Genomic DNA, 25,563 nt, shown 5'->3' on the forward strand with positions numbered 1-25,563 from the left:
TATTTCAGTTTATCGGGCAGAATTCACGCTGCCCGATAGTGATTACAGAACTGTGAGCCAGATAGGCTTTTTATGGACTTTTCTGTCACCGTGCAACTTATACCGTCCGTTTAGCCAACTGTTTGTAACGGTCGAAGATAACCGCTGCCAGCAGGATCAAACCACGGACCACATATTGGGAGAACGGAGAGATATTGAGTAGGTTCATGGCATTTTCCACTGTCCCCAGAATCAAGATACCGGCGATAACATAGGAAATCTTACCAATCCCACCTTTCAGTGACACGCCCCCCAGCACACAGGCCGAGATAACAATCAGCTCATAACCAATCGACGTCATTGGCTGACCACTGGTCATCCGTGATGCCAAAATGATCCCAGCCGCCGCCGATACCAAACCCGATAAGACAAAAATGATGATTTTAGTGCGAACTACCGGCACCCCCGCCAGGCGCGCCGCATCTTCGTTGCCCCCGATAGCCAGGGTATTGCGGCCAAAGGTAGTTTTGTTTAACAAGAAGCCAAACAAGGCCAGACAGGCAATGGTAATCCAGATAGGAGCTGGCAAACCGAGCCAATTGGTGTAACCCAATGCGAAGAAACGCTCATCCTCGATACCCACCGCTTTACCATCAGAGATGATATAGGCCAGGCCGCGAACAATCTGCATCGTCGCCAACGTGGTGATCAAGGCGTTAATTTTCAATCTGGCAATCACAAAACCATTGATCAGCCCGCATAGCGCGCCCAGTAACAAACCGGCGCCTACCCCCAGCCACATATTTTCGGTCATATTGATAACAACTGCCGTCGTTACCCCCGCACAGGCAATGACTGAGGCGACGGATAAGTCAAAATCGCCGGATGCCAGACAAAACAGCATGCCACAGGCCACCATCCCCGACATCGAGATAGCCAACCCCAACCCTTTCATATTGATAAAGGAGCCAAAGTTAGGCACAAATATCACACAACCAATAAATACCACCGCGAAAACTACCAACATCCCATAGCTATCCCAAATACGGGATAGTCCTAGTCCACTTTTAGCGGGTGTATCTTGTGGTGGTTGCGACTGACTATTGTGTGCTCCACCTTTTAACTCAGTTGATGCCGGGTTCTTCTTATCAGAACTCAAAGTAACGCTGGACATGGATAACTCCTTCACAATCAAGCAACCGCAGGCGCGGCATCAGTAGCAATATTCGGGGTGCGTAGCATCGCCAGACTTAACGCCTGTTCTTCAGTGGCAGAACCGTGGTCTAACTCACCAGAGATTGCCCCTTCCCGCATCACCACGATTCGGTCAGCCAGCCCAAGAACTTCTGGCAAATCACTGGACGCAAACAGCACCGCAATACCCTGTTTCGCCAGTTGATAAATCACGTTATAGATTTCATGTTTAGCCCCAACGTCGATACCTCGAGTTGGCTCATCCAACAGGATCACTTTCATATCTTCGGATAACCAACGGCCCAAAATGGCTTTCTGCTGGTTGCCGCCGGACAAATTCATAATCAGTTGTTGAGGGCTTGGTGTTTTGATATTCAAAGACTGAATACGCAGTGCCGCATTCTCCTGCTCCCAGCGGTTGTTGATCAAACAGCCAGCCGTCAGTGTTTTGCGCCGTGCGCTGATATTGATATTGTCCTGTACCGAATGAACCGGAATAATGCCATCTGCTTTACGGTCTTCCGGGCATAACATGATCCCGGCGGTGATGGCATCGATGGGTGAACGAATCGTCAGTGGCTTGCCATCCAGCAAAACCTGACCACTGCTAAGCCTGGTGCCACCAAACAACCCTTTCAGTAATTCACTGCGCCCCGCCCCCACCAAACCAAACAGGCCAACAATCTCCCCTTGATGGACGGTCAGACTTATTGGCGATTTCACCCCAATCGCCTTCACCTCTTGCAATGTAAGACGCTCTGGCCCTATTTCACGCGGCTGATAACCATAAATATCACCCAAATTGCGCCCAACCATGGCTTGTACCAGCGAGTCGTTATTCACCTGGGTCATATCGTCAAACGTGCGCACATACCGGCCATCTTTAAACACCGTAATGGCATCACTCAGTGCAAAGATTTCTTCCATCCGGTGTGATACATACAAAATGACCCGCCCTTCGGCGCGTAATTCACGGATCACCCGGAACAGTTGTTCTATCTCTCTGGCAGAGAGCGAACTGGTCGGCTCATCAAAAGCAATGATTTTGGCATTACGGGCCAGCGCTTTGGCAATTTCCACCATCTGCCATTGGCCGATGGAGAGATATTTCAGTGGGGTATCGGGGGAGATGTCCAGCCCCAAATGTGAGAGCTGCAAACTGGATTCATAGCGCAATAATTTGCGATCAACCATGCCCATCTTGGTAGGTAATTGGCCCAGATAGATATTTTCTGCCACCGTCATTTCCGGCACCAAATGCAGTTCCTGATAAATGATCGCGACACCGGCATCAAGCGCATCGGTGGTATTGGCAAAATTAACCACTTTGCCCTTAATGTGAATTTCACCCTGAGTCGGTGAGTAGTTACCGCTGAGAATTTTCAACAAGGTTGATTTCCCCGCGCCATTCTCTCCCATCAGGGCATGGATTTGACCGGCCTGACAGGTAAAACTGATATCATCCAGCGCTTGAACACCGGGGAAACTTTTTCCAATGCCACAAAAAGCCAGATAAGGTGACTGTTCGGCTTCCAGCTCGGCTTGTAACGCAGAATGGAGTGCTGACATGATGGCTTCCTTATAAAGTTTGGGTCGCACGGTACCACCCGTCTGTGTGGTCCATTGGGGCAAACCGTAGCCTGCCCCCGTGCGCCATAGCGTGTATACCCTTCGAATTTGACGCGATCAGAGGGTTAGCCGCCACGCCCATGACGTTGGGTATAACGGAATTACATCAAGCCTTTCTTCTCTAACTCGACTTTGAAGTTATCCCGGGTGATCAGCACCACATCAGTCACTTCAGTAAATTTCGGTGGTTCAACACCTTTGGTCACCCAGTCATTCAGCATCTGGATACTCTTATAACCATGAATATCCGGGCTTGGTAACAGAGAACCATAGAAACCGGTAGCCTGGCCTTTGGACAGTTCACTGACTGCATCAACGCCATTGATACCAATGCCAATCACATTGGGTGCTTTAAAGCCCTGACCTTCTGTCGCCCGGACACCACCCAACACGGTGTTGTCATTCATGCCGACAATCAGCCAGTTTTTTACTTCAGGATGCTGGACTAACATGGAGTTGGCGGCATCAAATGCCCCAGGGATATCATTGGATTTGGTCGGTACTTTATAGATTTGCTTTTCTGGGAACCCTGCGGCTTTCAGCGCGTCCATTGACCCACTGGTACGTCGGCGAGCCGTGTCCAGTTCATCAGAAGTGATCGCCATTACCGCCGTTTCACCCGGTTGCCAGCCGCGTTTACTCATCTCTTTCCACAGTTCCTGTCCTTGACGCTCACCAATTTTGGTCGCCGCCATCATGACTAATGGAACACTTTCCATCGGTTTGCCTTTGGCATTCACAAATTGGTCGTCTACTGCGATCACTTTCAGGTTATAACTGCGCGCCTTCGCCTCGATGGCCGGCCCCAGTTTCGGGTCTGGTGTACAGATAACAAAGCCTTTCGCACCACTGGCGGCAAGGCTATCGATAGCATTCAAGGTTTTCTCACCATCGGGCACTGCAATTTTTATCACTTCAAAACCTAAATCTTTCCCTGCTTTATCTGCAAACTTCCATTCGGTCTGGAACCAAGGTTCTTCAGGCTGCTTTACCAGAAAACCCAACTTCATGCTTTCGGCAATAGCTGAATGTGACATAACTGCCGCTAACCCAACGACTGCCAGCGCCTTAGTTAATTTATGCATAGTGTTCTCCGAACTATTTTTGTAGGAAGAGATGATTTTTGTTTATTTAATCGTCAACCACCCAAATCATCTGATTTTTAGTGGAAACGTTATCAATGTTATTTTTCAGTTTTAGTGCGGTTGAATGCTTTATTGAAAGCCACTTAACCTCACCACACCCGGTAAGACGCTGACAGTTTTAACGTTAATTATGCTTTAGAATGTAGAGCGCTATCACATCCAGGGATTACAGTTTATTTATCCATATATTCAGCAAATTTAACCTCTCTCTAACTTTTGACTGACATCACAAAAACACTGTAGGAAGCAGAAAAGTACATACTTCCAGCCATCGGCTCCTCACATCTTGCTGTCACTCACTCCTATGGTTATTGGCAATGAATTCCTGTTTTCTGCAAATGTTAGGAGCAACCACTATGACAACCAGCGTTGTATCGGCGGACCGTCCTTTATTAACCAATAAAGCTATAGCGCTCGGATTAGATTTTGGCAGCGATTCCGTCCGGGTATTGGCGGTAGATTGTCAACATGGCACCGAGATCGATACCGAAGTTGTCTACTACCCTCGCTGGCAGCAGGGCCTTTATTGTCAGGCCGCACAAAATCAGTTTCGCCATCATCCACTGGACTATATAGAAGCCATGGAACAGGCGATCCGTCAGGTCGTCAGCCGCCTGTCAGAAGAGCAGCGCCTGCAAATCGTCGGGATTGGTGTTGACTCCACGGGTTCAACACCCGCGCCGATTGATGAGCAAGGACAGGTATTGGCACTGCGCCCTGAATTTGCAGATAATCCCAATGCGATGTTTGTGCTGTGGAAAGACCATACGGCTATAGAAGAAGCGGAAGAGATTAATCGCTTATGTCGCAGTGGCGAATTTGCCGACTATTCCCGCTATATTGGCGGTGTCTACTCTTCTGAATGGTTCTGGGCAAAAATCCTGCACGTGACACGCGCCGATGCCGCCGTGCGTGATGCAGCGGTGTCGTGGATTGAGTTGTGTGATTGGGTACCGGCACTGTTATCCGGCACCACCGCCCCACAGGATATTCAACGGGGGCGATGCAGCGCGGGCCATAAAAGCTTATGGCACCCATCATGGGGGGGATTGCCACCGCGTGAATTCCTGGCGGCACTGGATACCCGTCTGGTAGACGACCTTACATACCCTATGTTTACTGATACCTACACGGCTGAACGGCCGGTGGGTTTAATTACTGCCGCATGGGCTGAGCGTTTGGGGCTACCGACCGGTGTTGTGCTCTCTGGTGGCGCGTTTGATTGCCATATGGGTGCCGTGGGCGCAGGTGCTCAACCTTATACCTTGGTCAAAGTTATTGGTACCTCCACTTGCGATATTCTGATTGCCGATGACAAGTTGGTGGGTGAGCGCGCCATTGCCGGTATTTGCGGTCAGGTTGAAGGCAGTGTGGTACCCGGCTGGATTGGTATGGAGGCAGGTCAGTCAGCTTTTGGTGACATGTATGCCTGGTTCAGTCGTTTACTGAGTTGGCCATTACGTCAGGCCGCCTTGGCACAACCCGAATTGCAACCCCAGTTAAAGCAGATTGAATCTACCCTCCTCGCGTCACTCACCGCTGAATGGGCAAAGAACCCTTCACTGGATCACTTGCCAGTGGTATTGGATTGGTTTAATGGTCGCCGTACGCCGAATGCTAATCAACGTTTAAAAGGGGTTATTACCGATCTGAATTTGGGAACCGATGCCCCTACTCTATTTGGTGGTTTTATCGCAGCAACCGCTTTTGGTGCGCGCGCTATCATGGAGTGTTTTGAACAGCAGGATATTCCGGTTGAGAACGTGTTGGCATTGGGCGGTATTGCGCGTAAATCACCGGTTATCATGCAAGTTTGTGCCGACGTGATGAATCGACCACTGCAAATTGTTGCCTCTGATCAATGTTGCGCGCTGGGAGCGGCAATTTTTGCCGCCGTGGCCGCAGGAATATATCGCGATGTCCCTGCTGCGCAGCGTCAGATGGCCTGTAAGATTGAGCGCACTCTGACACCTGACGCCAGCCAGGTTGCTCGCTATCAGCAACTTTATCAGCGCTATCAACAGTGGTGTCTGTCAGCAGAACCACACTATATGCCAGTAACCGATACACCTGCGCCAATGACCGAGACGACACACTGATCTTGGCGATCAAACTGATTTATAAATATATTTTTTATAACAATTTATTAAACGGAGTATCAGATGGACGTATTCAAGCAATCAGAAGTGTGGTTTGTCATTGGTAGCCAGAACCTGTATGGCCCGAAAACCCTGCAACAAGTTATGGATAATGCCCATCAGGTGGTTAACAGCCTGAATAGTGAAGCGGGCTTGCCAATAAAACTGGTACTAAAACCGTTGGTGACCACACCGGATGAGATAACTGCACTGTGCCGTGAGGCGAACTATGATACCGCCTGTATCGGGGTAATGACGTGGTTACACACCTTCTCTCCCGCCAAAATGTGGATTGGTGGTTTGAGTATTCTGAATAAACCTTTATTGCAATTCCACACTCAGTTTAATGCGCAGATCCCGTGGGAAACCATGGATATGGACTTTATGAACCTGAACCAAACCGCCCATGGTGGCCGCGAGTTTGGCTTTATCGGCGCGCGGATGCGCCAACAACACAGCGTGATAACCGGTCATTGGCAGGATAAAGCAGCGCATCAACGTATTGGTCAATGGATGCGAGTAGCGGCAGCCAAACAAGAAAGCCAACAGCTTAAAGTGGCACGTTTTGGCGACAACATGCGCGAAGTGGCAGTAACCGACGGTGATAAAGTGGCTGCTCAAATCCAGTTTGGTTACTCAGTTAATGCCTATGGGATCGGTGATTTAGTCACGGTGGTGGATGCCGTTAGCAAAGGTGATATTGATACCTTGGTTGAAGAGTATGAAGCCACTTACCGCTTCACTGATGCGGTAAAACTGAACGGCAATAAACGTGAAAATTTGCTGGATGCGGCCCGTATTGAATTAGGCATGAAGCGTTTTCTAGAACAAGGTGGTTTTAAAGCCTTTACCACTAACTTTGAAAATCTGTATGGCTTGAAGCAGTTACCGGGGCTGGCAGTGCAACGACTGATGCAACAAGGTTACGGTTTTGGCGGTGAAGGTGACTGGAAGACTGCCGCGTTGCTGCGCATTCTGAAAGTAATGGGCACTGGCCTGAAAGGTGGCACCTCGTTTATGGAGGATTACACCTATAACTTCCAACCAGGCAATGATTTAGTGGTTGGCTCTCATATGCTGGAAGTGTGTCCCTCTATCGCCAAAGAAGAGAAACCGTTGCTGGATGTACAACACTTAGGTATCGGTGGTAAAGCCGATCCGGCGCGCTTGATCTTCTCTACACCGGCAGGCCCGGCACTGAATGCCAGTTTAATTGACATGGGGAACCGTTTCCGCTTATTGGTCAACGTCGTCGATACTGTCGAACAGCCGCACCCCTTACCTAAACTGCCGGTAGCCCGTGCTATCTGGCAAGCTCAGCCGTCGCTGGCAACGGCTGCTGAAGCTTGGATTATCGCCGGTGGCGCGCACCACACGGTATTCTCTCAAGCCGTCGGGGTGGATGAATTGCGCCTGTATGCCGAGATGCACGGTATTGAATTCCTGTTGATCGACAATGATACGACGCTTCCTGCATTTAAAAATGAAATCCGCTGGAACGAAGTGTATTACCATCTAAATCGCTGAGTTAAGGCTAATACAGCGATTTAATTTGTTGATTTAAATAGACCTGGTAATTTAAATAGACTTAGTGATTTAAATAAATCAATTGATTTAAACATGCTATCCAGGGGCTTAACGGCCCCTGAGTTTAATGACAACCTGTCCGCCACGGTGAAAAACCAGCAGATCGTAAAGACGTCATTTTCCCCGCGCATAATAAGCACCTATTTAGGCTCGAACCGCACCATCCTTGCCACGGATACAATATCTTCTGCCTATTCTCCCCACCAGAGCTCGTGTCGTCGAAGTTTGTCAGCAGTCTGAGGAGCTTAACAGCCCTATATGTTTTCAACATCGCAGTCACTGCCGCTAACGTGCTGCCCATAACCAATGAGGTGTGGCCTCTTGTTGTATCGTTGTCTCACTTAACTGTTTATCCAACAAGATATGGCGACAGTGGCTTTCCTGCTGTAGCGCCGCCACCAGCTCAGCAGCATGGGACACCACAATCACCTGGGTATGTTGTGCCGCCTGCCCAATCAACCGCGCTAATGGTTTTAACAGATCAACATGCAGGCTGATTTCGGGTTCGTTCAGGATCATCATTTCGGGAGGTCGTGGCGATAGCAATGCCGCCACCAGCAATAAATAACGTAAGGTACCGTCTGATAGCTCTGCGACCTTGAGTGGCCTTAACAAACCTTGCTGTGACAACAGCAACTCAAAATTGGGTTCAATAGCCAACGTAGTTCCGGGAAAAGCATCTGTAATGGTATGCGTGAGTGCATCGGTATCCCCGATCTCTCTGATCGTTTGTAACGCTGCGGCCAAGTCCGCACCATCGCTGGCCAGTACCGGTGTATAAGTCCCCACTTGAAGCTGGCGAGCTGGCGCATGACGGTCGGTACGCAGATTGTCATAAAAACGCCAGGCCCGCATCCGTTCGCGCATAAGCAGAATCTCTGGGGCATCACGGGGGTCTGTGCTGTGGGTCATCATACTGTCATAGGCCGCTAACCCGTGATATGACTCGCGCCAAATTCCGCGCTCATCACGGATGCGAACCCGCGGGCCTCGCCGCTCAGCAAAAAGCGCATTATTGTTCAGGGTATCGCCACACCACAGGCTTTCAAGCTTGATTTCAGGATCCAATGCAAAAAATGACCTGCGCGGTGTGGGGAGACCCAGATCGATAGCATAACCATAGTCCGCACCAGCAAAGCCCAATTTGAGGCTCACGGGATGATGGCGAGTGGTACCTTCAATCGGTTGTTCTCCTGATTTCATCGACTGGGAAAACGACGCGGGCCCCGCCCAGAGGGTTGATTGTAAACCGCCCTCCGCCGCCAATGATTGGATAACCTGCCCCTGACCAATATCTGACAGCAACCGGAGCGCTCGATAAAGACTGGACTTGCCACTGCCATTCGCGCCGGTAATGACATTCAATTGCCCCAATTCAAGTACCACATCGCGTAACGAACGGTAGCCAGAGATAGCAAGCCGAGTGATCATCATTCTTCCTTCTTCAACAAAAAATCTTAATTTGCGAAACACTGATTATATACACAGTGGTATTCAATGACCCATCTTGTCTTCACCTCGTTTAGGCACTGTTTACGGTTTTGTGATTGGTGTCTTGTATATCGCTGTCGTTTTATTGCCGTTCAATCACTCAATTTAGCATCACAGAAACCGGTTACAGAAACCGGTTGCATAAATAACGTTTTCCCTAATACACTGAGGATAGAGATTTTATCAAACACCCTTTTTATCCATTACATGAGAGTGATTTTATGTCTGCTTTCCCGAAAAATTTCCTGTGGGGTGCCGCCAGCGCCGCTTATCAAGTTGAAGGTGCCTATGATACTGATGGTAAAGGTCCTTCTATCTGGGACACTTTTGCACATCTGCCCGGAACCACCTATCAGGGAACCAATGGTGATGTTGCTGTCGACCACTATCATCGTTTCCGCGAAGATGTAGCTCTGATGGCGGAGATGGGCATGAAAAGTTATCGTTTTTCAATTTCATGGCCGCGTTTGTTGCCAACAGGCCGTGGGGAGGTGAACGCCGCGGGAGTTAAATTCTACAGTGAATTGATCGATGCATTGCTGGAACACAACATCGAGCCGATGATTACGCTCTATCACTGGGATTTGCCACAAGCCTTGCAAGATGAAGGGGGTTGGGAAACCCGCAGCACCACCGATGCTTTTGAAGAATATGCACGTTTGTGTTATCAGCACTATGGTGATCGGGTCAAGCTCTGGTCAACGTTCAACGAGACCATCTGTTTTATTGGTTTTGGCTATATTACTGGCGGTCATCCGCCGGGCGTCCAGAATCCTGCCCGTGCTATCCAAGCCTGCCATCACGTTTTTGTCGCTCACGCCAAAGCGGTTGCAGCATTTCGTGCCAGCGGTATCGACGGGACAATAGGTTTTGTGAATGTCCTGCAAACCAACACGCCACTGAGTGATTCCGCCGAAGATATCGCCGCATTTCGCTTAGCTGAAGGGATCTTTACCCATTGGTTATATGATCCAGTGTTAAAAGGTGAGTATCCAGCTGAATTGCTGGCACAGACCCAGGCCATTTGGGGTGTTCCACAATTCGCCCCCGATGATGATGCTCTGTTACGTAACAATATCTGTGACTTTATTGGGTTGAACTACTATAAGCGTGAAACTATTGCTGCCAATAACCAAGAAACGCATCTGACCATGAACACCTCAGGTGAAAAAGGTTCCGGTCATCAACAAGGGAATGAGTTCGGCTTCAAAGATTTGTTTAAATTTGTCCGCAATCCTAACGGGATTTATACCGACTGGGATTGGGAGATTTACCCGCAGGGCCTTACCGAAGGTATCATGAATATCAAGGCGCGCTATGGTGACATCCCTATCTATATCACTGAAAATGGCTTGGGTGCTAAAGACCCAATCATTGAGGGCGAAGTGGTTGATGATGACCGGATTGATTACCTGCGTCAGCATATTGTGGCAATTGAAGATGCCATCAAGCAAGGTGCAGATGTCCGTGGTTACTATCCGTGGTCATTTATCGATCTACTCAGTTGGTTGAATGGCTTCCAGAAGCAATATGGTTTTGTTTATGTCGACCATCAGAAACAACTGGCACGTCAGCGTAAAAAAAGCTTCTTCTGGTATCAAGGGGTGATTAAAACCAACGGTGACAAGTTGTAATCACGCACTGTATGGCTGGTGATAGCTGGGTGAGAGATTCTCACCCAGCGTTATTCTAAGCGAGATTAATAACCCACTGCGCGATGCATTACTCAGTTTGTAACCGCCACAACCGTGCATAGGCTCCTTCCTGAGCAAGTAGCGCCTGATGACTGCCTTGTTCCAATACTTGCCCGTTTCCTAATACCAAAATACGATGACATTGGCGCAATGTATTCAATCGATGAGCAATGCAGATGACGGTGCGATTACGGATAATTTCTGGTAACTGGCGCATAATTGCCGCCTCAGATTCATAATCCAGAGCACTGGTGGCTTCATCAAGAATCAGTATTTTAGGATCCGCCATTAGCGCCCTCGCCAGAGCAACTCGCTGCCGCTGCCCGCCAGACAGCATACTCCCTTTTTCCCCCACCTGGGTTTGATAGCCCTGCGGTAGAGCCATAATAAAATCATGCGCCCCCGCCTGCCGGGCAATCGACTCAACCAGGGTATCATCAGCATTAGGCTGGCACTGGCAGATGTTGTCCCGCAGGCTACCAGAGAACAAGATGCTATCTTGCAGTACCACACTCATTTGGCGACGTAATGCCGTGGCATCGGTAATCGCCAAGTCCTGCCCATCTATCAGAATTTGCCCATGTTGAGGAATATATAACCGCTGTAGTAACTTCGTTAGCGTTGATTTGCCACAGCCGGATGGCCCGGTAATGCCAATAAACTCGCCACCAGCAATATCTAAATTGAGATTTTGTAAAACTTCGGTGGTATCTGATCGATAGCGAAAACGCACCTGTTTAAATGTCAACCGCCCGGTGCACCCATGACTTGATGATAATCCGGTGCAGCCGGGCTCGGTTGGATAATCCAAAATGGTACCAATCCGTTTCAGAGCGACTTGCGTATGGTGGAAATCTTGCCATATCTGAGCCAAACGTAAAATGGGTTGAGTTACGTAACCCGAAAACATTGAAAAAGCAATGAATTGACCTGGGCTTAACCCTCCTGCCAGTACCAATTTAACGCCAAACCACAACACTATGGCTGAGGTGACTTTATTGATAAGTGTAATACCTTGCTCAGCAATATTTGCCATCCTCATGCCAGCAAATGATGCCCGCACATAACGGGCTAATGACTGCTGCCAGCTACGATTAAACTGGCTTTCGGTGGCAGTGGTTTTTATCGTTTCCAACCCGCTAATTGCTTCAGTTAAAAACGACGTATTATCTGCACTGGCTTCATATTGACGCTCAACCCGCTGACGTAAAACACCGCCAATGGCCCACCAAAACAAGAGGTAACAGATCAGAGAGAACAGAACTATCCATGTCAGTTGGCTGCTATAACAAAACATCACAATTATAAATGTACCAACAAAGATCAGGTCCAATAACATGGTTAATGCAGACCCCGTCAGAAAACTGCGAATCTGCTCCATTTCTTGTACTTTGGCGATAGTTTGCCCTGTCTGCTGTGCGCCAAAATAAGCCAGGGGCAACCCCAGTAAATGGCGATAAAGGCGGGTGTTAAGTTCGGCACCAACTCGGCTGGAGAGATGTGAGAACAGCCAGCCACGCAAGAAGGTGTAACAGGGTTCGGCAATTGCCAATGCTATCATGGCGCAGCCCAATACCATTAAGCTCCCGACGCCGCGGCTCACTAAGACTTTGTCGATCACCGTTTCAAATAGCATTGGCGTCACCAGCAAAATAGCCTGTAATAACAGTGACACTAAAACGATATTACGTAATTGATGGCGATATTTAGTAATAACCGGAATAAACCAACCAAAGCCAAAAGAGGCTTTTTTCGGTCCCTGTAACTCTGCTTTCGCCAATAAAATAGCGTCACCACGCCACAAGCAGGCCAGTGCTTGCTGGCTTATTTGCTGCTGCTGTCCCGTGGCGGCAAAATAAACCACCGCACCCTGATCATTCAGCGCCAGTAGTACATACCACTGATTCTCATCACTGAATAAGATAGGTAGCGCCAGATGTTTCAAACGGTCATATGACTGACTGACTTTTCTGGCCCGCAAACCAATCCAACCGGCACCACGACACAGCGCAATGTAATCTATTTTTTCCGGCGCTAATCCGAGTTGATGCGCCAACTGCGCAGGCTCAACCGCCAGATCAAAACATGCAGCAGCCCGAGCCAGTGCTGCCAATGGCTGGATGACCTGCGTTGATGTTGAATTCTTCATCTCAACGCTCCCTCATGGCTTCGGATTGGTATTCTTGTAATGGGCTGAGTAAGTAATCGATAACCCGCCGCCGGCCGGTTTTAATCTCTACACTGACCGCCATACCTGCGGATAAACGCACCGACTTCCCTTCAACGCTCAGCCTGTCGCTGTCCAGACGGATCCGGGCCGGAAACACTAAGCCTTGTTGTTGGTCCTCCATCGCATCACGAGAAATATGCTTTACTTCACCCGACAACGTGCCAAATCGGGTATAAGGAAAGCTATCAACTTTCACCTCCACCGCCTGCCCTGGCAGCACAAAACCCACATCCTTATTGAGGATCATGACATCGAGTTCTAACTGATGACTTTCCGGCACCAATACCATTAACGGTTGAGCCGTGGTGACCACGCCGCCCAGAGTATGAATCGCCAATTGTTGAATCACGCCGGTAACCGGTGCGCGTAAGGTCTGTTGGCGCTGCTTTTCTAGCAATTTGATCTGCTCTTGTCGCAATTGGTTGATAACTTCATGAGCTTGATTTAATCGTTCCTGGTAGCTCCGCCTCTTTTCAGCTAAATAGTGCAGTCGGGTTTGTGACAGGTGGCGTGCTTTCGCCTGCAAGATAGCCTGTTCATTGTCCAAACGGCTACTTTCAGCCGTGGCATTTAGCCATTCCCGCTCTTGTAGCAATAACTCCACGTCGGCGATTGACTTGGATTTAGCGAGTGTTCGTAACGCCTGCAACCGTTGATGAATGTTTTTCATTAACGCTTTCTGGTGCGTAATATTAGTCATACCCGCTTGAATATGGGCCTGGTTAACCGCCTGTTCACTCTCCTGGCGCGATAACTCTGCATTGACCTCGTTTACTTCTTTGTGCAAAAGTGCCCTGGCGGTGATGTTCAAATCATCAGGGCTACTTTCAGGGGGAGTAAACATCGCGGCGGGGTTCACTGTCAGTAGCGCCACCATACGGGCAGCTTCCAGTAAGCGATGCATTAATTGCTGATTGATATTACCTAGCTCGGCATCAATGCCGATTGGATTTAACTCAATCAACACCTGGCCGGCTTCAACTTTGTCACCATCGCGCACCTTAATTGCGGCCACCACCCCCGGTTCTAGCGGTTGGATCACTTTCGAATGTTCAGAAACAATCACTTTGCCCTTAGCTGATGCGTGAATATCAAGCCTTCCAACAATCGACCATACCAATGCCAGCAGCAGTGTCAGCGCCAGAAACCATGCAGTGCGCCGTGCCAGTGGTGCCACTGGCCGTTCCACAATATCCAGATAGGCAGGCAGGAAATCATATTCATCACGGGTGCGCTGAGGCGAGAAATGGCGTTGCCAACGGTTCTTTATGGCATTGAACCATGCTGTTCTATACCAATATTGCATCAACTTCATTTTGATTCCTCATGGCTGAAGTCAGCCTGTTGCTGCCACAATCGGGCATAAACGCCATTTAGCGCCAGTAGTTGATCATGGTTAGCCAACTCAGTAATGCGGCCTTGTGTCATGACACCGATGCGATGGCAATGTCGCACCGTCGAGAGGCGATGGGCAATAGTGATGACAGTACGATTGGCGATAATGCGGGCCATATTTTTCTGTACTTCCGCTTGCGACTCGTCATCTAACGCACTGGTTGCTTCATCAAAAATCAAAATACGGGGATTAGCCAGCAATGTACGGGCAATGGCAATACGCTGACGCTGACCACCAGAAAGCGAGGCACCGCCCTCTGACAGCACGGTGTCATAACCTAGTGGCAAGGCGAGTATAAAAGCGTTGGCTCCCGCCAGACATGCAGCCTTGACCACCTCATCCAATGATGCCGTGGGTCGTGAATGGGCGATGTTCTCCCGTACCGTACGGTTAAACAGATAACTCTCCTGCATCACAACCCCTATCTGACGCCGCAACATGTCGAGGGATAAATTTCCAATTGGGATGCCATCAATATTGATTACACCCTGCTCTGCGATATAGAGGCGTTGTAATAGTCGGGCAACGGTACTTTTACCCGAGCCTGATGGCCCCACCAGCCCGATATGTTCGCCAGCACGCAGAGATAAGGAAAAATCCTGTAGTACCGGGTTTAAATCGACGCGATAACGGAAAATCACCTGTTGCAACGTGATATCTCCTCGAATCGGGTGGTCAAGTGGCACCGCCCTCACCGACTGCTCCGCAGGTAAGCTCAAAATGTCAGAGATCAGCATTAGCCCCACTTGGGCCCGGATGCTCTGTTGCCACAAATCAACCAACTTACTCATTGGCATCAATGCCTGCACCGCCAACATGTTAAAGGCGATCAGTTGCCCGATACTAAGCTGCACCGACATCACTTGATAAGCACCCACCACAATCACCACTGCACCAGCCAGTTTTTGCAATAACTGAGCCGCCTGACTACTGAGATTTTGCAGGTTTTGTACCTGAAAATTCGCTTCAGCATAATCACGTGTTTGGGTTTCCCAGCGTTGATGCATTTGGGGTTCCAGCGCCAGACTTTTTACCGTTTCCACGCCAGAGACAGTTTCAGTTAAAAATGCCCCATTTTGTGCGGCACAACCGCACAGGACTTCAACTTTCTGTTGTAATGGCCGGGTGGTCAGCGCCGCTAATAACAGATATAACGGCAATGTGCCTAAAATGATGAGCGTCAGTAGTGGTGAAATGCACCACATGACAATAAACAACACCAGGGTAAAAACCACATCAACACATAGCGTCAGTGCGGATCCCGTAATAAATTCTCTAATATTGTCCAGCTCCTTCACTCGAGCGACAATATTGCCCACATGGCGTTGCTTAAAATAACTTAGTGGTAATTGCCCCATTCCCGAACGAAACGCAACAAACCATCATGCGTTATGCAGCGAGTAGATACTCTAAAAATACCTCATTCGGTGAGCTGTATTCCAGAGATTTGCGCCCCCGAGTGTTGAGGATGTGCTCCAGTCTCGCAATATCTTCATCGCTGACGCCATTAAAATCGGTTCCTTTCGGATAAAACCGCCGTATCAGACCGTTGGTATGCTCATTCAACCCCCGCTCCCAGGAATGATAAGGCCGGGCAAAGTAAACCTTTGCGCCCGTTACCTGAGTGATGTCCTTATGTTTCGCAAACTCGGGTCCGTTATCTGCCGTCAGGGTTTTAAACTCGCAGAAAGTATTCGCCACGATGTCCCTGAACGCTTCCACGACGCTCTCAGCGCACTTATTGGGGAGTTTACGGATAATGACCTGCTTTGTGGCTTTGTCCACGACCGTCAGCAGGAATGACTTCTGGTCTTTGCCAAAAATCGTATCGATTTCAACATGCCCGGGAACCTGTTTGAGTTCAGCCTCAGCAGGCCTGTGCTCAATGCCAACCCTGTCCGGGATGGGCGTGCGTCCGGGCTCACCCGTATCATAGCGATAGCGTTTACCCCGGTGAGGGAGCTGAAGGTAAAGCTTACCGCCAGCCTGTCTGTCCGAACGGATATAGCGGTAGAGGGTATTTTTGCTGACGGCGATATCAAACTGGATTTTCAGTCTCCCACAGATAACCTCAGGGGAGGTATGTACAGCCAGCGCCTGCCGGAGAAAGTCTTGTGTCTGCTGGCCCAGAGGGAAACAGGCATTGTGTGCCGAGGTGGCGCCCCGCCGTTGTCTGGCTAAGGCATCAGCGCGTCTGGAGGAGTAAAGTCCGTTGAAAGCGGGGTCCGTATTACGCCTGAGCTCCCGGCTCAGCGTAGAGCGAGAGACGCCGAGCTCTCTGGCAATGCAGGACTGATTAACGCCTTCAGCTTTTCGTTTTTCGATGTAAAAGCGCTCATGCTGAGTCAAATGTTTTCCCTTCATGCAACAGGGTCTCCGACAGGGTCAATACGGCTATTTTATCCGTACCTGACCGGTGGGTCACTTTGTTGCATTTCGTTTGGGAATTGGCGCAGGGTTGGGTACCCAACCGGCGTATTACCATATTGATATAGATGACGAAGGACACATTTGCGGGTTAAGCTAGTATCATACAAAGAAGTGATAGCGACAGATGGTTATCACTCCTTATTAATAGATTACTAAGGTTCACTATGTCTCAACCGCAGGAATATCAGCGCATTGGCGGCTGGTTATTGGCCCCACTGGCTTATTTGATCGTCACACTGCTCAGCGCCAGCCTGATGCTAGTACTGTATGCCATGGCCATCTTCACCCCAGAGTCACGAGAGTATCTGGTGACCAACTCACAGGCATTTACCCTACAATGGTATTTCTCGGTGATAACAACCTTGGTGATGTGGGCCTATACATTATGGGTCATCTGGTTGTTTTGCAGCCGCTCACGTCGTCTACCGAAATGGTTTATTCTTTGGTTATTGTTAACCGTGCTACTGGCACTAAAGGCCTTTGCTTTCTCGCCGATCAGTGATGATATTGCCTTACGCACTCTGGGATGGCCCTTGCTGGCCGCTGCTGTTTTTGTGCCTTACATCAAACGTTCTCAACGCGTGAAGCATACTTTTACCGAACTTTAATGGGATTGCGCACCTTTTCCCCCTAAAATAGCCAGTAAATCGTAATAACCCTGCACTTCATCTGTTGTCGTCAGGCCGCCAATTTTGGATAATAGGCGGCTTTTATTTTTTTAGGCTTCGTAATGACTGAATACCTGCTCCTGTTTGTCGGTACTGTATTGGTAAACAACTTTGTGCTGGTCAAATTTCTTGGCCTGTGCCCGTTTATGGGGGTCTCCAAAAAACTGGAGACCGCTATTGGTATGGGGCTGGCAACTACCTTTGTACTAACATTGGCCTCTGTTTGCGCCTGGATGGTAAACAGCTTTATCTTGCTGCCGCTTGGTTTGGTGTATTTACGCACATTGGCTTTTATTTTAGTCATCGCCGTCGTGGTGCAATTTACCGAATTGGTGGTACGCAAAACCAGCCCGGCACTTTATCGTTTGCTGGGGATATTTCTGCCACTGATCACCACTAACTGTGCTGTGTTGGGTGTCGCGTTGCTTAATGTCAATCAATCTCATAATTTTATGCAATCGGCGGTTTATGGCTTCAGTGCCGCAGCTGGTTTCTCTCTGGTAATGGTGTTATTCGCTGCTATTCGCGAACGGTTGGCGGTGGCTGACGTTCCTGCGCCATTCCGCGGGTCTTCTATCGCCCTGATTACAGCAGGTTTGATGTCATTGGCCTTTATGGGCTTTACCGGGTTGGTGAAGTTCTAATGATGTCGTTATGGATTGCCGTAGGTGCATTAAGTACATTGGCGCTGATATCAGGCGTGGTGCTTGGTTTTGCTGCTCGCCGTTTTCAGGTTGATCAAGACCCCGTGGTTGAGCAAGTAGAAGCAATCTTGCCGCAAAGCCAGTGCGGTCAATGTGGCTACCCTGGCTGTCGGCCCTATGCAGAAGCTGTATCCTCTCAGGGGGAGAAAATCAATAAGTGCGCACCGGGTGGCGAACAAGTGATGCTTAAGCTGGCTGAACTGCTGGCGGTTGAACCACAACCTCTAGAGGGTGACGAAGCGGCGGCTCATCCACAGCGTAAAGTGGCCTTTATTGATGAAGCCAATTGTATTGGGTGCACAAAATGTATTCAGGCCTGCCCTGTCGATGCCATTGTGGGTGCCACCCGAGCTATGCATACCGTATTGCCAGACCTGTGTACCGGCTGCGACCTTTGTGTTGCCCCTTGCCCGACAGACTGTATTGAAATGATTCCGGTTGCCACCACCACCGCTAACTGGAAGTGGGATCTGAGCACTATTCCGGTCAAAAATCTTCCCAGCCAGTTAGTGGCCTCACAGATGATTCCAGTGAAAATGATAGATGTGGAGCAACATGTTTAAGCTGTTTACTGCCCGCCAACACGACAATATCTGGGATTTTGACGGGGGTATCCATCCACCGGAAATGAAGTTGCAATCCAGCACGGTGCCAATGCGCATCGCATCCTTGCCTGAGCAAATGATCATTCCGTTGCAACAACATCTGGGGCCAGAAGGTGAACTGCGCGTCAGAACCGGTGAACAAGTATTAAAGGGCCAGCCACTGACCGTGGGCCGTGGCCGCACAGTTCCAGTACATGCCCCCACCTCTGGCACTATTACGGCTATTGCCCCGCATACCACTGCACATCCCTCCGGGTTGGCTGAGTTGTGTGTACATATTACCCCGGATGGCGAAGACCGTTGGCGTGAGCAACAGCCGTGGGCCGACTATTTACAGCGAGATACCGCAGCGTTACTGGATCGTATTCATCAAGCGGGTATCGCCGGTTTGGGCGGCGCAGGCTTTCCGACCGCCAGTAAATTACAAGGTGGCGTGAACAGTGTTACCACCCTGATTATCAATGCGGCTGAATGCGAGCCTTATATCACTGCCGATGATCGGTTAATGCAGGAGCACGCGCAGGAACTGGTCGCCGGTATTGATATTCTAAGACATTTGCTGCAACCACAGCAGGTGTTGATTGGCATTGAAGATAATAAGCCCGCCGCCATTGCGGCTTTACAACATGTATTACAGGGCCATGACGAGATCCAGTTGCGGGTTGTACCAACTAAATATCCGTCCGGGGGTGCCAAGCAGCTCACCAAAATCCTGACTGGTAAAGAGGTGCCTTTCGGCAAGCACTCCTCATCCATTGGGGTATTGATGCAAAACGTGGGTACAGTAGTTGCCATTAAGCGAGCGATTATCGACGATGAGCCATTAATTGAACGAGTCGTGACACTCACTGGTGATGCATTAGCAAACCCAGGCAATTTCTGGGCCAGAATTGGGACACCGGTATTGCACTTGTTGAAACTGGCCGGATTTCAGCCTCAGCACCAACCGATGGTGATCATGGGTGGCCCGCTGATGGGCTTTACCTTGCCAAGTTTGGATGTACCGATCGTTAAGATCAGTAACTGTATTTTAGCGCCGACCGAAGCCGAAATGGGGCTATCTGAACCGGAACAAGCTTGTATTCGCTGTGGCTTATGTGTTGATGCCTGTCCAGCAGGTTTATTGCCCCAACAGCTCTATTGGTTCAGTCGAGGTGAAGAACACGAGAAAGCGCGCAATCATAACTTATTCGATTGTATTGAATGTGGTGCTTGCGCCTATGTATGCCCGAGCAATATCCCATTAGTACAGTATTACCGTCAGGAAAAAGCAGAAATCCGCGCCCTCGATCAGGAAAATGCCCGAGCAGCGGAAGCCAAAGCACGTTTTGAGGCCAAACAAGCGCGGTTGGAACGAGAAAAGCATGCGCGTGAACTGCGCCATAAACAAGCCGCGGTCAAGCTGACTGATGCTGACCAGCAAAAGGTTGAAGCCGCTGTCAGTCGATTAGCTCGCCAGGATAAGAATGCCGACGCGGTTATCAGCGTGATCGCAGGGCAAGCACCGGATAACAGTGCCGTTATTGCCGCTCGAGAAGCACGTAAAGCACAGGCCAGAGCACGTCAGGCAGAAAAACAGCTGACTGTCGCCTCCGATGAGTCAACACCGTCGTCGGTTGATCCGCGCCAAGCCGCTGTAGCTGCTGCCATTGCCCGGGTCAAAGCCAAGAAAGCCGCACAAGCACAGCTTGAGTCCGCGGTTGCGACGCATGAACATGAAGAACCAGAAGAAGATCCACGCAAAGCCGCTGTAGCTGCCGCCATTGCCCGGGTCAAAGCCAAGAAAGCCGCACAAACACAGCTTGAGCCCGCGGTTGTGACGCATGAACATGAAAAATCAGAAGTAGATCCACGCAAAGCCGCTGTAGCTGCCGCCATTGCCCGGGTCAAAGCCAAGAAAGCCGCACAAACTGCTAACCCAGATTAAGAGGTAACACACTGAACTGACGCACTGCCACTGCGGCAGTACATCAGTTCGTCAACATCTGATAGTTATAAACCACCGAGATATCACGCATTTTTGATTCGGCGTGACAACTGTCTATCTCAATAACTTCCATTTCGATACCACCACCAAACTCTTCGCGTAATTTTGGCAGCACTTCATTAAACAAATAAATTGAGAATTTCACACACTCTTTGGCACTACCTTGGTGGGATATGGAGAGAAACTCCCCCGCCGGAATAGAGATATGATCAACCTCACGCAGCCCCTGGATTTCATGCCGCTTGTCTTTATCAATCGCAGTCGAATAATTCACACTGTTTTGCCCTTGTTGACACTCTTTGGCAGAAAACAGCGAGTACACCCGTTGGCATGAGAAATTAACTTCCTTAAAGAAATCGAGCAGAATTTCATCTTTCATCGCCATACAGGAGGAGTGTTGACCACTACAATGGTTGTGTTCGTCAAAATCCAGCCGCCGTGTAAAGCCCACCAATTCTCGCGGTGGTAAAGATATCCGTTTGATTTCTGGGGTGTAATTTTCACAAAAACCGAAACGGGGAATCATCCCTTGCACATCCCAGTGTTCCATTTGACGAAAACTATTTGGGGTAACACCAAAACGCTTCTTAAATGTACGGGTAAAGGTTTGCTGCGAATCGAAACCCAACTCATCAGAGATTTCAATGATAGGACGGCGTGAAATGCGCAATGCAACCGCTGCGCGAGTCAGTACCCGGCCACGTATATAGGAGGCTAATTGTACCCCCACAATACTTTTAAATTTCCGTTGTAGATGCCATTTTGAATATCCAGAAATCTTCGCCACATCGTCCAGTGTGGGCCTCTTTTCTAAATTGATTTCAATCCACTCAATTAATTCTTCTATAAACAATATGTCTTCGTTTATCATCTTATTGTTCTTTAAATATATAATTACAGTGCATACTACATTAATCTATCATTATGCCAACGCTTTTCTCAAATCTAATTTCACAAGTTAATAAATCGTTAACTTACAGTTGATTAGCTACAGATAAAACAAAAACAAACCCATTAAAACAAAGAGTTAAATCTATTTATCTGAGACCAAAGCCTAATACCCTCAAGCCGCACAAAAACCCGTTTTTGCTATATGTTTGTTACCATCGCGATATAAATTGCAAGTTAAATTTTTAGATTAGCCTGATTTATTAAATGCTACAGCTTACTTAATATTTCAACACATTATGGATAATAACCCTATGATTAAGGCGTATTACACTTTGTCTGAATAGGGTAGAATGCGGCACAAATATTATCCCCCTGACGGCTGAGTGTATCGATGCCCGCAAGTATTGACTTGCCAGCGCGATAACTGCGTTTAAGAACTCTGTTAAGCATTCGACATATGGTTGTAATTTCATGAAATTCAGGCCAGCAGCATCGACCCAGAACAAAGGGTTGCAAATAGCCAGTTCCCCTTTTACGCACAATCAACGTAGTACCCGTAGCATCATGCTGCTGGTGATTCTGGCCTGCATTCCGGGCATTATTGCTCAGACCTACTTCTTTGGTTATGGCAACCTGATTCAGGTAGCACTGGCAATGGTTACCGCCATGCTAGCCGAAGGGGCCGTTTTGCAGTTACGCAAACAGCCCGTATTGATGCGGTTACAAGATAACTCCGCCCTGCTCACCGGCTTACTGCTGGGGATAAGCCTGCCCCCATTGGCCCCTTGGTGGATGATTGTGTTGGGTACGCTGTTTGCTATCGTCATCGCTAAACAACTGTATGGTGGTTTGGGACAAAATCCGTTCAACCCGGCCATGGTGGGTTATGTTGTTCTGCTTATTTCATTCCCGGTACAAATGACCAGTTGGTTACCGCCGCTGCCATTACAAGCTACACCGGTGGGGTTTTATGACTCTCTTTTAATTATCTTTACCGGATATACCCACAGTGGCGCTGATATTCATCAACTCCAGATGAGTTATGACGGTGTCAGTCAGGCCACACCGCTTGATAGCTTTAAAACCGCCCTACGCTCACAACCCGTAGATCAAATTCTGCAACAGCCCATTTTTGCCGCAACGCTGGCGGGGGTAGGCTGGCAATGGATCAATCTCGGTTTTCTGGCGGGCGGCTTATTGCTGCTATGGCGTAAAGCGATTCATTGGCACATTCCGGTCAGTTTCTTGTTGGCACTGGCTGGCTGTGCCGCAATTAGTTGGATAGTTGCCCCGCAAAGTTTTGCCCCGCCGATGTTGCACCTGTTTTCCGGTGCCACCATGTTGGGGGCGTTCTTTATTGCCACCGATCCGGTCAGTGCCTCCACCACGCCCCGTGGCCGGCTGATTTTCGGCGCATTAATCGGTATTCTGGTGTGGTTAATTCGGGTGTATGGTGGCTATCCTGACGGGGTTGCCTTTGCCGTACTGCTGGCCAATATTACTGTTCCACTGATTGACCACTATACCCAGCCTCGGGTTTATGGTCACAACCGTGCCGGTAAATAAGGAGCCGTTATGCTAAAAACCATGAAGCGTCACGGCATTACTTTGGCGCTGTTTGCCGCCGGTGCTACCGGATTGACGGCGGTGGTTAACTCACTGACAGAGTCAACCATCGCCCATCAAGCCGCTTTGCAACAAAAAGCGTTGCTGGATCAGGTTGTCCCGGCTGAAAATTATGACAACGATATGCAAGCAGAATGTTACGTTGTCACTGATGCCGCGTTGGGTAACCTGTCGCCTCATCGCTTGTATCTGGCCCGGTTGGCGAATAAACCCGTGGCTGCCGCGATTGAAACCACCGCTCCCGATGGTTATTCCGGCGCTATCCAACTGTTAGTCGGTGCAGATTTCCACGGTAATGTGCTGGGCAGTCGGGTGATAGAACATCACGAAACCCCCGGTCTCGGTGATAAAATTGATATTAGAATCTCTGACTGGATTAGCCATTTCAGCGGCCAACATGTAGCAAGTGAACAAGACAAACGCTGGGCCGTAAAAAAAGATGGCGGTACCTTTGATCAATTTACCGGCGCCACCATTACACCAAGAGCAGTGGTGCGGGCGGTGAAAAGCACCACGCTGTATTTGGAAACCTTGCCAGCAAGGCTTGATAGCCTGCCAGTCTGTGGAGAACGGCAATGAGTGAAGCAAAAAATCTGTTAGCGCAGGGGTTATGGAAGAATAACTCAGCGCTAGTGCAGCTACTGGGACTATGTCCGTTGTTGGCGGTCTCCTCTACCGCCACCAATGCCCTCGGTTTGGGATTAGCTACCACGCTGGTATTGGTATGTACCAATACCGCGGTATCGGCTTTGCGCCGCTGGGTGCCAAATGAAATTCGTATTCCAATCTATGTGATGATCATTGCTTCCGTGGTCAGTACCGTGCAAATGCTGATTAACGCTTATGCCTTTGGGTTATATCAATCCCTCGGGATATTTATTCCATTGATTGTTACTAACTGCATTGTGATTGGCCGGGCGGAAGCTTACGCGGCCAAGAATCCGGTGGGGTTATCGGCACTCGATGGCTTGGCTATGGGGCTAGGGGCAACCAGCGCGTTATTTGTACTGGGATCACTGCGTGAAATCCTGGGTAACGGTACGTTGTTTGATGGCGCGGATATGCTGTTAGGTAACTGGGCAAAAGTGCTGCGTATCGAAATTCTGCATCTGGATAGCCCTTTTCTGCTGGCAATGCTGCCGCCAGGTGCCTTTATTGGTTTGGGATTACTGCTGGCCGGTAAATATGTCATTGACGAAAAAATAAAAGCGCGCAAAGCACAAGTAGTAGCAACTGCGCCGCAACTTCAGGATGGAGATGCCGGGAAAGCCTTATGAATAAAGAAAAACGTGTCGCGATTCTGACCCGTCTGCGGGACAACAATCCACATCCAACCACTGAACTGGTCTACACCTCACCTTTTGAACTGCTTATTTCGGTATTGCTCTCGGCACAAGCCACCGATGTCAGCGTCAATAAAGCCACTGCCAAACTTTATCCGGTGGCTAATACCCCGCAAGCCCTGCTTGACCTGGGTGTCGATGGCCTGAAGGCATACATCAAGACCATCGGCTTGTTTAATACCAAAGCTGAAAATGTGATTAAAACCTGCCGTATTTTGCTGGAAAAACATAATGGCGAGGTGCCTGAAGACAGAGCAGCACTCGAAGCGCTGCCCGGTGTGGGGCGTAAAACGGCCAATGTGGTGTTGAACACCGCCTTTGGTTGGCCCACAATCGCGGTAGATACCCATATATTCCGTGTCTGTAATCGCACTGGCTTTGCTCCCGGTAGCAATGTAGATCAGGTTGAAGCCAAGCTACTCAAGGTGGTTCCGGCTGAATTTAAGCTTGATTGCCACCACTGGTTGATCCTGCATGGCCGCTATACCTGTATTGCCCGTAAACCGCGCTGTGGTTCGTGCATTATTGAAGACTTGTGTGAGTTTAAAGAGAAGGTCTACCCCGAGCATTAATCCACTGACCACGCTCAGTAAATACCTGTGGCGGTGAGCACCGGCCGACGATAAGAATGCTGATACATCACGCTGCCACTCTATGCAGTGAGCGCGATACACTTCTGGCGCGTCTCACCGCATGTTATCAACCACGATAAGCCCCCTCTATGCCGCGATTGCGGTATTCGATTAGACGCCATACCGCCGCGCCACTAAACTTGTGACAAAACAGACTCAAACAGTTAATGATTTTGTTACCTGCTTGAAACAAA

At 49.2% G+C, this 25,563-nt stretch carries 19 protein-coding genes and 1 pseudogene; 11 read left to right on the plus strand and 9 right to left on the minus strand.

The window, feature by feature from the left end:
- Window positions 1–97: 97 nt before the first annotated feature.
- From araH to ACWJJO_RS11550, 3 genes are all read right to left on the minus strand, one after another.
- Window positions 98–1,153 carry an L-arabinose ABC transporter permease AraH gene (gene araH, locus ACWJJO_RS11540; RefSeq protein WP_102970410.1) on the minus strand — a complete coding sequence of 352 codons (1,056 nt, stop codon included), beginning with the start codon at window positions 1,151–1,153 and terminating at the stop codon, window positions 98–100.
- A gap of 17 nt (window positions 1,154–1,170) precedes the next feature.
- Window positions 1,171–2,742: an L-arabinose ABC transporter ATP-binding protein AraG gene (gene araG, locus ACWJJO_RS11545; protein WP_102970411.1), complete on the minus strand. Its 1,572-nt coding sequence runs from the start codon at window positions 2,740–2,742 to the stop codon at window positions 1,171–1,173.
- A 161-nt stretch (window positions 2,743–2,903) separates the two neighbouring features.
- Window positions 2,904–3,887 (minus strand): arabinose ABC transporter substrate-binding protein, encoded by a 984-nt coding sequence (locus ACWJJO_RS11550; RefSeq protein WP_083158872.1) that lies wholly within the window; start codon window positions 3,885–3,887, stop codon window positions 2,904–2,906.
- A 416-nt stretch (window positions 3,888–4,303) separates the two neighbouring features.
- On the opposite strand from ACWJJO_RS11550, the gene ACWJJO_RS11555 reads away from it, so the two are divergent.
- Both ACWJJO_RS11555 and araA read left to right on the plus strand, forming a co-directional pair.
- Entirely contained in the window at window positions 4,304–6,046 is a 1,743-nt protein-coding gene (locus ACWJJO_RS11555) for a ribulokinase (RefSeq protein ID WP_102970412.1), read from the plus strand.
- 63 nt (window positions 6,047–6,109) lie between these two features.
- Window positions 6,110–7,612 carry an L-arabinose isomerase gene (araA, locus tag ACWJJO_RS11560; RefSeq protein WP_083158873.1) on the plus strand — a complete coding sequence of 501 codons (1,503 nt, stop codon included), beginning with the start codon at window positions 6,110–6,112 and terminating at the stop codon, window positions 7,610–7,612.
- Between the two features lie 345 nt (window positions 7,613–7,957).
- On the opposite strand, the gene ACWJJO_RS11565 is transcribed toward araA, so the two are convergent.
- Entirely contained in the window at window positions 7,958–9,103 is a 1,146-nt protein-coding gene (locus ACWJJO_RS11565) for an AAA family ATPase (RefSeq protein ID WP_083158874.1), read from the minus strand.
- Between the two features lie 281 nt (window positions 9,104–9,384).
- Here ACWJJO_RS11565 and ACWJJO_RS11570 point away from each other — a divergent pair, with 281 nt between their 5' ends.
- Window positions 9,385–10,797, plus strand: a complete 1,413-nt coding sequence (locus ACWJJO_RS11570; RefSeq protein ID WP_083158875.1) for a GH1 family beta-glucosidase — start codon at window positions 9,385–9,387, stop codon at window positions 10,795–10,797.
- 88 nt (window positions 10,798–10,885) lie between these two features.
- Here the strand turns inward: ACWJJO_RS11570 and ACWJJO_RS11575 are convergent, their stop codons facing one another.
- From ACWJJO_RS11575 to ACWJJO_RS11590, 4 genes and pseudogenes are all read right to left on the minus strand, one after another.
- On the minus strand, window positions 10,886–13,006 hold the full coding sequence (locus ACWJJO_RS11575; protein ID WP_083158876.1) for a type I secretion system permease/ATPase: 2,121 nt from the start codon (window positions 13,004–13,006) through the stop codon (window positions 10,886–10,888).
- A gap of 1 nt (window position 13,007) precedes the next feature.
- A complete protein-coding gene (locus ACWJJO_RS11580; RefSeq protein WP_481091032.1) occupies window positions 13,008–14,402 on the minus strand; it encodes an HlyD family type I secretion periplasmic adaptor subunit in 1,395 nt (464 codons plus the stop codon).
- Window positions 14,399–15,835, minus strand: a pseudogene (locus tag ACWJJO_RS11585) (peptidase domain-containing ABC transporter); the annotation flags it as partial. The pseudogene ACWJJO_RS11585 and the gene ACWJJO_RS11580, both read right to left, overlap by 4 nt.
- Window positions 15,836–15,872: 37 nt before the next feature.
- On the minus strand, window positions 15,873–16,847 hold the full coding sequence (locus ACWJJO_RS11590) for an IS30 family transposase (RefSeq protein ID WP_481090511.1): 975 nt from the start codon (window positions 16,845–16,847) through the stop codon (window positions 15,873–15,875).
- A gap of 230 nt (window positions 16,848–17,077) precedes the next feature.
- Here ACWJJO_RS11590 and ACWJJO_RS11595 point away from each other — a divergent pair, with 230 nt between their 5' ends.
- The 4 genes from ACWJJO_RS11595 (at window position 17,078) to rsxC (ending at window position 20,817) form a co-directional block, all read left to right on the plus strand.
- Complete coding sequence (locus ACWJJO_RS11595) at window positions 17,078–17,521, plus strand: DUF2569 domain-containing protein (RefSeq protein ID WP_372558995.1); 444 nt, start codon at window positions 17,078–17,080, stop codon at window positions 17,519–17,521.
- A 122-nt stretch (window positions 17,522–17,643) separates the two neighbouring features.
- Complete coding sequence (gene rsxA, locus ACWJJO_RS11600; RefSeq protein ID WP_013649928.1) at window positions 17,644–18,225, plus strand: electron transport complex subunit RsxA; 582 nt, start codon at window positions 17,644–17,646, stop codon at window positions 18,223–18,225.
- Entirely contained in the window at window positions 18,225–18,848 is a 624-nt protein-coding gene (gene rsxB, locus ACWJJO_RS11605) for an electron transport complex subunit RsxB (protein WP_083158881.1), read from the plus strand. Before rsxA ends, rsxB begins: the two co-directional genes overlap by 1 nt.
- Complete coding sequence (gene rsxC / locus ACWJJO_RS11610) at window positions 18,841–20,817, plus strand: electron transport complex subunit RsxC (protein ID WP_083158882.1); 1,977 nt, start codon at window positions 18,841–18,843, stop codon at window positions 20,815–20,817. Before rsxB ends, rsxC begins: the two co-directional genes overlap by 8 nt.
- 43 nt (window positions 20,818–20,860) lie before the next feature.
- On the opposite strand, the gene ACWJJO_RS11615 is transcribed toward rsxC, so the two are convergent.
- Window positions 20,861–21,748, minus strand: coding sequence for a helix-turn-helix domain-containing protein (locus ACWJJO_RS11615; protein WP_083158883.1), 888 nt, complete (start codon window positions 21,746–21,748; stop codon window positions 20,861–20,863).
- A 491-nt stretch (window positions 21,749–22,239) separates the two neighbouring features.
- Between ACWJJO_RS11615 and rsxD the strand changes: the two genes are divergently transcribed.
- From rsxD to nth, 4 genes are read left to right on the plus strand one after another with little or no spacing between them, the layout of a single operon-like run.
- Entirely contained in the window at window positions 22,240–23,334 is a 1,095-nt protein-coding gene (rsxD, locus tag ACWJJO_RS11620; protein ID WP_481091033.1) for an electron transport complex subunit RsxD, read from the plus strand.
- Between the two features lie 9 nt (window positions 23,335–23,343).
- Window positions 23,344–23,973, plus strand: a complete 630-nt coding sequence (rsxG, locus tag ACWJJO_RS11625; protein ID WP_372569166.1) for an electron transport complex subunit RsxG — start codon at window positions 23,344–23,346, stop codon at window positions 23,971–23,973.
- On the plus strand, window positions 23,970–24,671 hold the full coding sequence (locus ACWJJO_RS11630) for an electron transport complex subunit E (protein ID WP_083158885.1): 702 nt from the start codon (window positions 23,970–23,972) through the stop codon (window positions 24,669–24,671). Before rsxG ends, ACWJJO_RS11630 begins: the two co-directional genes overlap by 4 nt.
- Window positions 24,668–25,309: an endonuclease III gene (gene nth, locus ACWJJO_RS11635; RefSeq protein WP_372558991.1), complete on the plus strand. Its 642-nt coding sequence runs from the start codon at window positions 24,668–24,670 to the stop codon at window positions 25,307–25,309. The genes ACWJJO_RS11630 and nth overlap by 4 nt, the downstream gene beginning before the upstream one ends.
- Window positions 25,310–25,563: the final 254 nt, after the last annotated feature.

It is taken from the genome of Yersinia antarctica (assembly GCF_056636475.1).

Excerpts from the sequence above, each read along its gene's own strand:
- ACWJJO_RS11590 (WP_481090511.1), bottom strand. The coding sequence starts at position 16,847 with ATGAAGGGAAAACATTTGACTCAGCATGAGCGCTTTTACATCGAAAAA.
- araA (WP_083158873.1), top strand. The coding sequence starts at position 6,110 with ATGGACGTATTCAAGCAATCAGAAGTGTGGTTTGTCATTGGTAGCCAG.
- araH (WP_102970410.1), bottom strand. The coding sequence starts at position 1,153 with ATGTCCAGCGTTACTTTGAGTTCTGATAAGAAGAACCCGGCATCAACT.
- nth (WP_372558991.1), top strand. The coding sequence starts at position 24,668 with ATGAATAAAGAAAAACGTGTCGCGATTCTGACCCGTCTGCGGGACAAC.
- ACWJJO_RS11555 (WP_102970412.1), top strand. The coding sequence starts at position 4,304 with ATGACAACCAGCGTTGTATCGGCGGACCGTCCTTTATTAACCAATAAA.
- ACWJJO_RS11565 (WP_083158874.1), bottom strand. The coding sequence starts at position 9,103 with ATGATCACTCGGCTTGCTATCTCTGGCTACCGTTCGTTACGCGATGTG.
- ACWJJO_RS11630 (WP_083158885.1), top strand. The coding sequence starts at position 23,970 with ATGAGTGAAGCAAAAAATCTGTTAGCGCAGGGGTTATGGAAGAATAAC.
- ACWJJO_RS11570 (WP_083158875.1), top strand. The coding sequence starts at position 9,385 with ATGTCTGCTTTCCCGAAAAATTTCCTGTGGGGTGCCGCCAGCGCCGCT.
- rsxC (WP_083158882.1), top strand. The coding sequence starts at position 18,841 with ATGTTTAAGCTGTTTACTGCCCGCCAACACGACAATATCTGGGATTTT.
- ACWJJO_RS11595 (WP_372558995.1), top strand. The coding sequence starts at position 17,078 with ATGTCTCAACCGCAGGAATATCAGCGCATTGGCGGCTGGTTATTGGCC.
- rsxB (WP_083158881.1), top strand. The coding sequence starts at position 18,225 with ATGATGTCGTTATGGATTGCCGTAGGTGCATTAAGTACATTGGCGCTG.
- rsxD (WP_481091033.1), top strand. The coding sequence starts at position 22,240 with ATGAAATTCAGGCCAGCAGCATCGACCCAGAACAAAGGGTTGCAAATA.
- rsxG (WP_372569166.1), top strand. The coding sequence starts at position 23,344 with ATGCTAAAAACCATGAAGCGTCACGGCATTACTTTGGCGCTGTTTGCC.
- ACWJJO_RS11580 (WP_481091032.1), bottom strand. The coding sequence starts at position 14,402 with ATGAAGTTGATGCAATATTGGTATAGAACAGCATGGTTCAATGCCATA.
- ACWJJO_RS11550 (WP_083158872.1), bottom strand. The coding sequence starts at position 3,887 with ATGCATAAATTAACTAAGGCGCTGGCAGTCGTTGGGTTAGCGGCAGTT.
- ACWJJO_RS11615 (WP_083158883.1), bottom strand. The coding sequence starts at position 21,748 with ATGATAAACGAAGACATATTGTTTATAGAAGAATTAATTGAGTGGATT.
- araG (WP_102970411.1), bottom strand. The coding sequence starts at position 2,742 with ATGTCAGCACTCCATTCTGCGTTACAAGCCGAGCTGGAAGCCGAACAG.
- rsxA (WP_013649928.1), top strand. The coding sequence starts at position 17,644 with ATGACTGAATACCTGCTCCTGTTTGTCGGTACTGTATTGGTAAACAAC.
- ACWJJO_RS11575 (WP_083158876.1), bottom strand. The coding sequence starts at position 13,006 with ATGAAGAATTCAACATCAACGCAGGTCATCCAGCCATTGGCAGCACTG.